At 74.2% G+C, this 8,487-nt stretch carries 6 protein-coding genes and 1 pseudogene; 5 read left to right on the forward strand and 2 right to left on the reverse strand.

Features of this window, described 5'->3' with window-relative positions:
- Positions 1–3,117: pseudogene (locus tag UO65_RS33275) on the reverse strand (hypothetical protein); the annotation flags it as partial.
- 255 nt (positions 3,118–3,372) lie between these two features.
- Between UO65_RS33275 and UO65_RS12990 the strand changes: the two are divergent.
- From UO65_RS12990 to UO65_RS13000, 3 genes are read left to right on the forward strand one after another with little or no spacing between them, the layout of a single operon-like run.
- Complete coding sequence (locus UO65_RS12990) at positions 3,373–4,377, forward strand: helix-turn-helix transcriptional regulator (protein ID WP_233427556.1); 1,005 nt, start codon at positions 3,373–3,375, stop codon at positions 4,375–4,377.
- Complete coding sequence (locus UO65_RS12995; protein WP_052021121.1) at positions 4,368–5,306, forward strand: DMT family transporter; 939 nt, start codon at positions 4,368–4,370, stop codon at positions 5,304–5,306. The genes UO65_RS12990 and UO65_RS12995 overlap by 10 nt, the downstream gene beginning before the upstream one ends.
- A gap of 4 nt (positions 5,307–5,310) precedes the next feature.
- The gene (locus UO65_RS13000) at positions 5,311–5,613 is read left to right on the forward strand and encodes a DUF3017 domain-containing protein (protein WP_035282185.1); all 303 of its coding nucleotides are present in this window, start codon (positions 5,311–5,313) and stop codon (positions 5,611–5,613) included.
- Here the strand turns inward: UO65_RS13000 and UO65_RS36725 are convergent.
- Positions 5,603–6,448 (reverse strand): helix-turn-helix domain-containing protein, encoded by an 846-nt coding sequence (locus tag UO65_RS36725; protein ID WP_035282186.1) that lies wholly within the window; start codon positions 6,446–6,448, stop codon positions 5,603–5,605. The two genes, UO65_RS13000 and UO65_RS36725, sit on opposite strands and share 11 nt — an antisense overlap.
- A 263-nt stretch (positions 6,449–6,711) precedes the next feature.
- Between UO65_RS36725 and UO65_RS13010 the strand changes: the two genes are divergently transcribed.
- A complete protein-coding gene (locus UO65_RS13010; protein ID WP_035282188.1) occupies positions 6,712–7,695 on the forward strand; it encodes a malate dehydrogenase in 984 nt (327 codons plus the stop codon).
- Between the two features lie 235 nt (positions 7,696–7,930).
- Complete coding sequence (locus UO65_RS13015; protein WP_035282189.1) at positions 7,931–8,335, forward strand: SsgA family sporulation/cell division regulator; 405 nt, start codon at positions 7,931–7,933, stop codon at positions 8,333–8,335.
- The last annotated feature ends 152 nt before the right edge of the window (positions 8,336–8,487 follow it).

An 8,487-nucleotide genomic window follows, 5' to 3' on the forward strand; every position in this document is an offset into this window, starting at 1 on the left:
CTGGAAGCGCTGGTCCGCGTTGTCGCCGGGCTGGCCGTTCGCCTGGAACGCGGGGGCGAAACGGTTGTCCTGACCCGGGTTCTGGTCGGTCTCCGGCCGGAAGTGCTCATCGGCGGTGAACGCGGGCTGGAAGCGGTCTTCCCGCGCGGCGGTCTGGTCGGGTTCGCCCGCGTGGAACCGGTCGTCCGGGGTTCCGCCCGGCCGCTGGTCCTCGCCGGGCTGGAAAGCGGCCGCGGGCTGGAAGCGGTTGTCCTGCGGCGGGGCCTGGTCCGCGTTGCCCGGGGCGCCCGCCGAGAACCGGCCGCCTTCGTCGTCGCCGGTGCGGAACGCGGCGGGTTGGAAGCGGTCGCCCTGGGACTGGTCCTGGTCCACGTTGCCGGGGGTGCCTGCCGAGAACCGGTCGTCTCCGGCACCGGGCTGGAAGGCGGGCTGGAAGCGGTCGTCCTGCGGCGAGGACCGGTCCGGGTCGCCGGGGGCGCCTGCCGAGAAGTGGCCGTTCCGGTCGTCGCCGGGCTGGAAGGCGGGTTGGAAGCGGTCGTCCTGCGGCGAGGACTGGTCCGCGTTGCCGGGGGCACCGGTCGAGAACCGGTCGTCGCCGGGCTGGAACCGGTCGTCCTGCGACGGGGCCTGGTCCGCGTTGCCGGGGGGCGAGAAGTGCCCGTCGTCGCCCGGCTGGAAGTGGTCGTCCTGGGCGGGGGGCTGGTCGGCGCCGGGCCGGAACCCGCCCGCCTGGAAGCGGTCGTCGTCCTGGTCGTCGTCGGTGCTGAACGCCACGGCGTGGCGGGAGCGGTCGTCCTGGGCGGGGGTCTGCTCGATGCCCGCGTGGAACTCCTCCGACCGCCCGCGGTCCGGCTGGAACCCGGCGTCGGGCTCGAACCCGCGGTCGCCGTCCCGGTCGTCCCGGGGCTGGTCGGCGCCGGACCGGAACCCGGCCGGTCGGTCGCGGCCGTCGCCCGGTTCGTCGGTGTGGAACGCCGCGTGGTCACCACCGGGGTGGGAGTCACCCGACCGGTGGCGTTCGTTCCCCGGGCCGTCGGTGTGGAAGCCGTTCGACTGGTCGCGGTCGCCGCCCGGGTGGAACGCGGTGGCGTGGTCGGGCATCGACTCGGCCGCGGTCTCGGGCTGGAAATCACCCGATCGGGTGGTCTGGTCACCCTGCTGGAACGCCTCCGCGGACTCTGCCCGGCCGCCTGCGGTGAAGCGGTCCTCCCGTGCGCCGGACCCGTCCTGCCCGGTGTCGAACCGGGACCCCTCGGGCCGGTCGTCCGCCTGGGAGTGGTTCCCCCCGGGGGCGTCCGCGTACTGCTCGACCGGCTGGAACCGCTCCGGCTGCTCGCCGCCGTGCCTGCCGCCGGTCTCCTCCTCGGCCTCCTCGCGCCGCGCGCGCCTGCCCTCGGACGGGCGGCTCGGCTCGAACAGCCCGCCCCCCGGCTCCTCCCAGCGGCCCGCCGCACCCGGCAGCCCACCCGGGCTGTCCGACTCGACCCGCTCCGCGGCGTCCTGCGACCCCGGCAGCCCGCCGCCCGACCAGGGCTGCGGCTCCTCGGTCGCGGGCGCCCGGTCCCACGGTGCGGGCCCGGCACCCACGGAGGCGTTGGCGAACGCGTCGAACGGGGTGGGGTTGGCCGACCCGCCGAACGGCACCGGCTCACCGGATCGCGACCGCCCCGCGGGCGCCTCGTCCGCGCTGTCGAACCGCGCGCTCTCGGCGGGCTCGTCGAACCGGGAGCGCCCCGCGGGCGCCTCGTCCCGATCGGCGTCGAACCGCGTGTCCTCGGCGGGTTCGTCGAAGCGGGAGCGCCCCACGGGCGCCTCGTGCCGCTCGGCCTCGTCGGGCGCGTCGAACCGCGTGTTCTCGGCGGGTTCGTCGAACCGGGAGTGCCCCGCCGACGTCTCGTGCTGGTCGGGCGCGTCGAACCGCGTGTTCTCCGCGGGTTCGTCGAAGCGGGACTGCCTCGCGGGCGCCTCGTGCCGGTCGGCTTCGCCCGCGGCGTCGAACCGGGCGTTCTCGGCGGGCTCGTCGAACCGGGGCTGCGCCGGTGCCTCGTCCCGGTCCGCCTCGCCGGGCGCGTCGAACCGAGGGGCTTCCCCGTCCGCACCGAACCGCGCGCCCTCGGCCGCAGCGTCCGGCCGCGAACCCCCGGCAGCCTCGCCGGGCGCGTCGAACCGCGCGCCCTCGGGCCGCGGGTCCTCAGCGGGCCGGGCGGGCGCGGCGGGCGGCGCCTCGCCGACCGGCGCCTCCGCCTTGGTCGCGTTCACCGGCCCCGGCGCACCGCCTGCCCCGGGGCGCACCGGCGGTCGGGGCGGGCGGACCGGGCCCCGGGTCAGGAACCCGGCGACCGCGCCCAGCGCCTGCTCGGGCACCTCGGGCACGGTGAACTCCGCGCGCCTGGCCTGTTCGACCAGTTCCGGCTCGGGCGGCACGCCGTGGTTGCGCAGGTAGAAGTTGACCGCGGCGGGCCAGACCCAGGCGCCGTCGGTGTGGAAGGCGACCGGGACGGTCTGGCGGCCCTCCTCGTCGAGCAGGTCGGTGTCGAAGCCGCGGGCGGGCAGCGGCAGCGGCGCGCCGTCGAGGTAGCGCAGCAGGGCCTCGCGGTCGGCCTCGTCGACCGGCGGCCGGTTGACCGACGGGCGCCCGTCCGGGCCGGGGGCGTCGAAGATGCGGGCGACCCGGAACGGCGGCTTGAGCGCGGCCATCCGCCGGACCAGCCACTCCGGCACGTTCTCCTCGTCGCGGGGGAAGGTGCGCAGGTCGTCGGCGTAGGCGGGGGGCGGCGGCGGGGTGAGCCACTGCGGTTCGTCGCGGTCGTACTCGAGGTTGTAGGCCGAGGGCTGGTCGAGCTGGTAGCGGGCGTTGTACCAGGTGCCGCGGCCCTCGCGGTACATCCCGGCGCGCAGCCTGCCGAAGAGCGCGGCCGTGTCCTGGGCGACCTGGAGCGGCTCCACGGTCTCGTCCTGGAACGTCACCCGCGCGGCCGTCTCGGTGTACCGGCCCAGGGCGCGGTACTCGACCCCGATGGACTTCCAGTTCTCGGGCGCCGCCCGCAGCAACGCCAGCCCGATCTGCTTGACCAGGGCGTCCTGTTCGGTCGGGTTCAGCTGCGTCGGTTGTGCCACGGTGACATCTTCTCCTGCCGGTTCGCACTCGGCATACGGTGGGATCTGGCCTCGGGTGCGTGCCTGCGACGATGACGCAGGGTGAGGGGGCGCTCCGGGTAAGCGCGGATCACGGGTCGGTTACGGCCTCGACGGTATCCCGAAACCGGGCCGCCCCGCTTCCCCCGCGCGCCCGGTCCACACTCCTGTGACAAGCGCCGCACGCAGCTCACCTGACCGAGTGACAAGGTCCCCGTTTGTGTCACCGTCTCATCTGTGCCAGCCTTTGCGCTCATGTCCGACGGCGACCTCGCCCCCCACCTGTCCCGGCTCGGCCTGCCCGACGACGAGATCCGCGGCTACGCGTACCTGCTGCGCACCGGCCCCTCGACCGTCGAGCAGATCGCCGAGGGGATGGCCGAGCCGGACGACCGCGTGCGCGCCGCCGTCCGCACCCTGCTCGACGCGGGCCTGGTCGGCCCCGGCGGCGACGACGGCAGCGTGATCACCCCGGTCCCGCCCGCGTCCGGCCTGCAGATCCTCAGCCGCCGCCGGGAGTCGGAGCTGGAGCAGGCCAGGGTGGCCACGCTCAACGCCTACGACACCTTCCGCCGCGCCATCTCCCCGCAGCGCACCGACGACCTGATCGAGGTCGTCACCGGCACCGCCATCGCCCAGCGCATCCAGCAGATGGAGCTGAGCGCGCGCACCGAGATCCGCAGGCTCGACTCGCCGCCCTACTTCACCGAGGGGCACGTCAACAACGCCGAGCTGGAGCAACTGGGCCGCGGCGAGGTCACCTACCGGGTCGTCTACGCCCGCGCCTCCATCGAGGACCCCGGCCGCTACGCGCAGAACATCCAGCCGTGCGTGGCCGCGGGCGAGCAGGCCAGGGTGCTGCCGGAGGTCCCGGTGAAGCTGACCATCGTCGACCAGCAGTTCGCCACGGTGTCGCTGCCGGTCGCCGAGGCCGACGTGAACCGGCAGTTGCTGGTGGTGCGGCCGAGCAGCCTGCTCTCCGCGCTGATCGGGCTGTTCGAGGCGTCCTGGCGGCTGGCGGTGCCGCTGCACGCCGGGGCCCGCGCGTCCTCGCCGGTGCAGCCGATCGAGCAGCGCCTGCTGGGACTGCTCGCCGCGGGCGCCAACGACGATTCCATCGCCAGGCAGCTCGGGGTCAGCCGCCGCACCGTGTTCCGGCACCTGCAGCGCCTGATGGACCACGCGGGCGCCACCTCCCGCTTCCAGCTCGCCGTGCACGCCGTGCGCCACCGGTGGATCTGACCCGCCGCGCCACCGCGCTCGGCTGCGCCGCGGCGGCGGTCGGCGGGGTCGCGCTGGCCGTGCAGAGCCGGGTCAACGGGGAACTGGGGCGCGCACTCGGCGACGGGGTCGCCGCGGCGCTGGTGTCCTTCCTCGGCGGCCTGCTGATCCTCGCCGCGGCCGTCGTCGCCACCGCGTCGGGCCGGGCCGCGGCGGGCCGGTTCCGGGTGGCCGTCCGCGGTGGGCGGCTGCGGGTGTGGCAGTGCCTCGGCGGTGCCGCGGGCGCGTCGTTCGTGGCCGCGCAGGGCACGACCGCGGCCGGGCTGGGGATCGCGGTGTTCACCGTGGCCACGGTCGCCGGGCAGGTGGTGAGCAGCCTGTTCGTCGACCGGGCGGGCTTCGGGCCGGGGGAGCCCCGGCGGATCACCGCGCCCAGGGCGGTGGGCGCGGGGCTGACCGTGGTGGCCGTGCTGGTCTCGGTGTCGGACCGCTTCGGCTCACCGGGGGAGCTGTGGCCGGCCCTGCTGCCCGCCCTCGCCGGGGCCGCGCTGAGCTGGGCGCAGGCGGCGAACGGGCTGGTCAGGCACGAGTCGGGCAGCGTGGTGCTGGCGACACTGGTCAACTTCTCCGTCGGCGCGTGCGCGCTGGTCCTGGTGGGCGTCGTCGACGTGGCGCTGCGCGGGTTGCCGAACCCGCCGCCGGGCCAGTGGCACCTCTACACCGGCGGCGCGCTGGGCGTGGTCGCTCTGTCCACATCGGTCTACGCGGTGCGCGCGATCGGGGTGCTGGTGCTCGGGTTGTGCGCGGTGGCCGGTCAGCTCGTCGGCGCGGTGCTGCTGGACGTGTCCGCGGGCGGGATCGCCGCGGGCACGGTCGCGGGCGTGGCGCTCACCCTGGTCGCCGCCGGGGTGGCCGCCGTGCCGGGCGGGCGCGCGCGGGTGAGAGGATGATCTCGTGAGCGGAGCCCCTCAGCGCGGCGGCAAACACCCCGCCCTCATCCACCTGCCGTTCGGGTTGGTGCTGGCGGTCGTGCTGGTCGGCCTGGTCCGGATCGTCATGTACGCGTGGCGCGAGGGGACCGTCTGGATCGGACTGGCCCTGCTGCTCGCCGCGGGCCTGCGGGTGCTGCTGCGCGACGAGCAGGCCGGGCTGATCGCGGTGCGCAGCCGGGTGATCGACGCCTTCCTCTACGGCGGGTTCGGGACGATGGTGATCGCGGTGGCGATGACCATCGAGGGCGGCCCGCTCACCCGCTGAGCGACCCGGCCACCTTCTCGATCAGCGCCGCCGACTCCCGCTCGTCCAGCGCGGCGCTCAGCAGCTCCACCACCGCCCGGTCGTAGTGCTTGACCTCCGCCGGGTCCTCCAGGTACACCGCCGCCGTGCGGCTCTCCAGCAGCACCACCGCGCGGCCCCGGTCGAACTGCAACCGCTGGAACGGCCCGGCCAGCGCCGGGTGCCCGTGCTCCAGGGCGGGCACCACCCGCACCGACACGTTGCCCTTGGCGCCCGCCTCCAGCAGGTACCGCAGTTGCCCGCGCATCACCTCCGCACCGCCGACCACCGTGCGCAGCGCCGACTCGGTGACGATGGCGAAGAACCGCGGCGGCTTGTCCTTGCGCAGCACGGCCTGCCGGTGGATGCGGCTCGCCGTGTACTCCTCCACCCGCTGGTCGTCGAGCATGTAGACCTCGCGCAGCACCGACTGCGTGTACGGCACGGTCTGCAACAGGGCGGGCACCACCGTGGGCGCCACGTCGACCAGCATCGCCGCCTTGCCCTCCAGCACCCGCAGCGTGGCGAACCGGCCGGACACCTGCTCCGGGCGCACCGGCGGCTCGGCGGCCACCCTGGCCAGCGCCACCAGCTCCTCGCGGCGGTTGTGCGGCACCCGGTAGGCGGTCAGCAGCGCGGCGATGTCGTCCAGCCGCTGCGGCCTGCGCCCGTTCTCCATCCGGCTCAGCTTCGAGGTGCTGATCCCCACCTGCGCGGTCACGGCGGCGAGGCTGAGCCCGGCCCGCTCGCGGTGCGCGCGCAGCTCCTCGCCCAGCAGTTCCAGCCGGACCGTCGAGTCCGGTTCCCGCAACCCCATCGGCTCCCGCCCTGTCGCCCACCCCTCGACGACCATGGTCGGGGCCGGGCGCCGCGGGTTCGCGCAGGCCAGGGGCCTGTCGGCGCAGAACCACCCGATAGAGATCGAATCCGGGTGCCGAGACCCTGCTCACCGCGCGGGGCTGCGACCAGGGCGGGCTTGGTAGCCTCGCCCCCGCCGGGCGACGCTGCTGACAGGGCAGAACTGCCGCGTGGTCGACCCGACGACTCATCCGTCTGTTGCCCATCGGGAGGACTTGCCAAGTGGCACCCGTCAACGTCACCGTCACCGGCGCGGCCGGTCAGATCGGCTACGCCCTGCTGTTCCGCATCGCCTCCGGCGCCCTGCTCGGTCCCGACACGAAGGTCAACCTGCGGCTGCTGGAGATCCCGGCCGCGGTCAAGGCCGCCGAGGGCACCGCGATGGAGCTCGACGACTGCGCCTTCCCGCTGCTCGCGGGCATCGAGGTGACCGACGACGCCAAGAAGGCCTTCGACGGCGCCAACGTGGCCCTGCTCGTCGGCGCCCGCCCGCGCACCAAGGGCATGGAGCGCGGCGACCTGCTCGAGGCCAACGGCGGCATCTTCAAGCCCCAGGGCGAGGCGATCAACGCCGGTGCCGCGTCCGACATCAAGGTCCTGGTCGTGGGCAACCCCGCCAACACCAACGCCCTGATCGCCCAGCAGCACGCCCCGGACGTCCCCGCGGGCCGCTTCACCGCGATGACCCGGCTGGACCACAACCGCGCCCTGTCGCAGCTCGCCACCAAGCTCGGCGTCACCGTCGAGGACATCAAGAAGCTGACCATCTGGGGCAACCACTCCGCCACCCAGTACCCCGACGTGTTCCACGCCGAGGTCAACGGCAAGAACGCCGCCGAGCTGGTGAACGACGAGGCGTGGCTGGCCGACTCGTTCATCCCGACCGTGGCCAAGCGCGGCGCGGCGATCATCGAGGCCAGGGGCGCGTCCTCGGCCGCCTCGGCCGCCAACGCCGCCATCGACCACGTCCACGACTGGGTGCTGGGCACCCCGGCGGGCGACTGGACCTCGATGGCCATCCCGTCCGACGGCTCCTACGGCGTCCCCGAGGGCATCATCTCGTCCTTCCCGGTCACCTGCGCCGACGGCGAGTACTCGATCGTCCAGGGCCTGGAGGTCAACGAGTTCTCCCGCGCCCGCATCGACGCCTCGGTCGCCGAGCTGGTCGAGGAGCGCGACGCGGTGAAGGGCCTCGGCCTGATCTGATCCGGCCCCGAGCCAGACCCGACGCGGACCCCATCCATCACCCGGATGGGGTCCGCGCTGCGTCACAGGGGGTAAGCAAGTGAGGCGGATTACCCGCAGGATCGGTATGGATGGGAACTGTATACCCCGATAGCGTGAACGTTCCGGAAAAGGAATCACGAAAGCCGCTGCGGAGCGTTCTCTTGATTGAAGGTTCGCACAACCGACGCGAACGAACGGACTGGAGGCCAGCGAGATGAACAGGGACGCACAGCACTCCGAGCAGCTCATCTCCCTCTACGGCGGCACCACCCCCGTCCGGTCGCGGTGGAGCTACCGCGCCGACGAGCCGTTCACCGTCGCAACGGCCTTCCAGACCGACGCGGACCACTGGGTCGAGTGGGTCTTCGCCAGGGACCTGCTGGTCGAGGGAATGCGCGGCCCGGTCGGCGAGGGCGACGTCCGGCTCGCCCCGGAGTTCTCCGGGCCCCGCGACGCGCTGGTCATGGAGATCGAGTCCCCCGACGGCCACGCGCTGCTGGTGATGGACCTCGAAGCCGTGCAGGACTTCCTCGATGCCACCGCCGACCTGGTGCCGCTCGGCGCCGAGGGCGACTTCTTCGACGTCGACGCGCTGATCGCGGAGATCACCAACGTCTGACCCGCTCCGGCAGCCGCCCACCGCCGGTGGGCGGCTGCCGCGCGGTGGGGCCTGCTCTGCACAGCCCGGTCTTTGCGTGGCGGCTCTGTTCCAGCCCGGGTCTTTTGGTGGGTGTGCCCGGCTGGGTGGATGTGTTTGGCCGGGGCCCCTAT

This window comes from Actinokineospora spheciospongiae, from assembly GCF_000564855.1.
In the GTDB taxonomy this organism is placed as follows: Bacteria; Actinomycetota; Actinomycetes; order Mycobacteriales; family Pseudonocardiaceae; genus Actinokineospora; species Actinokineospora spheciospongiae.

What these genes read in the sequence shown, in the direction of transcription:
- UO65_RS36725 (WP_035282186.1), bottom strand. Translation starts at nt 6,448, where the DNA reads ATGGGGTTGCGGGAACCGGACTCGACGGTCCGGCTGGAACTGCTGGGC.
- UO65_RS13015 (WP_035282189.1), top strand. Translation starts at nt 7,931, where the DNA reads ATGAACAGGGACGCACAGCACTCCGAGCAGCTCATCTCCCTCTACGGC.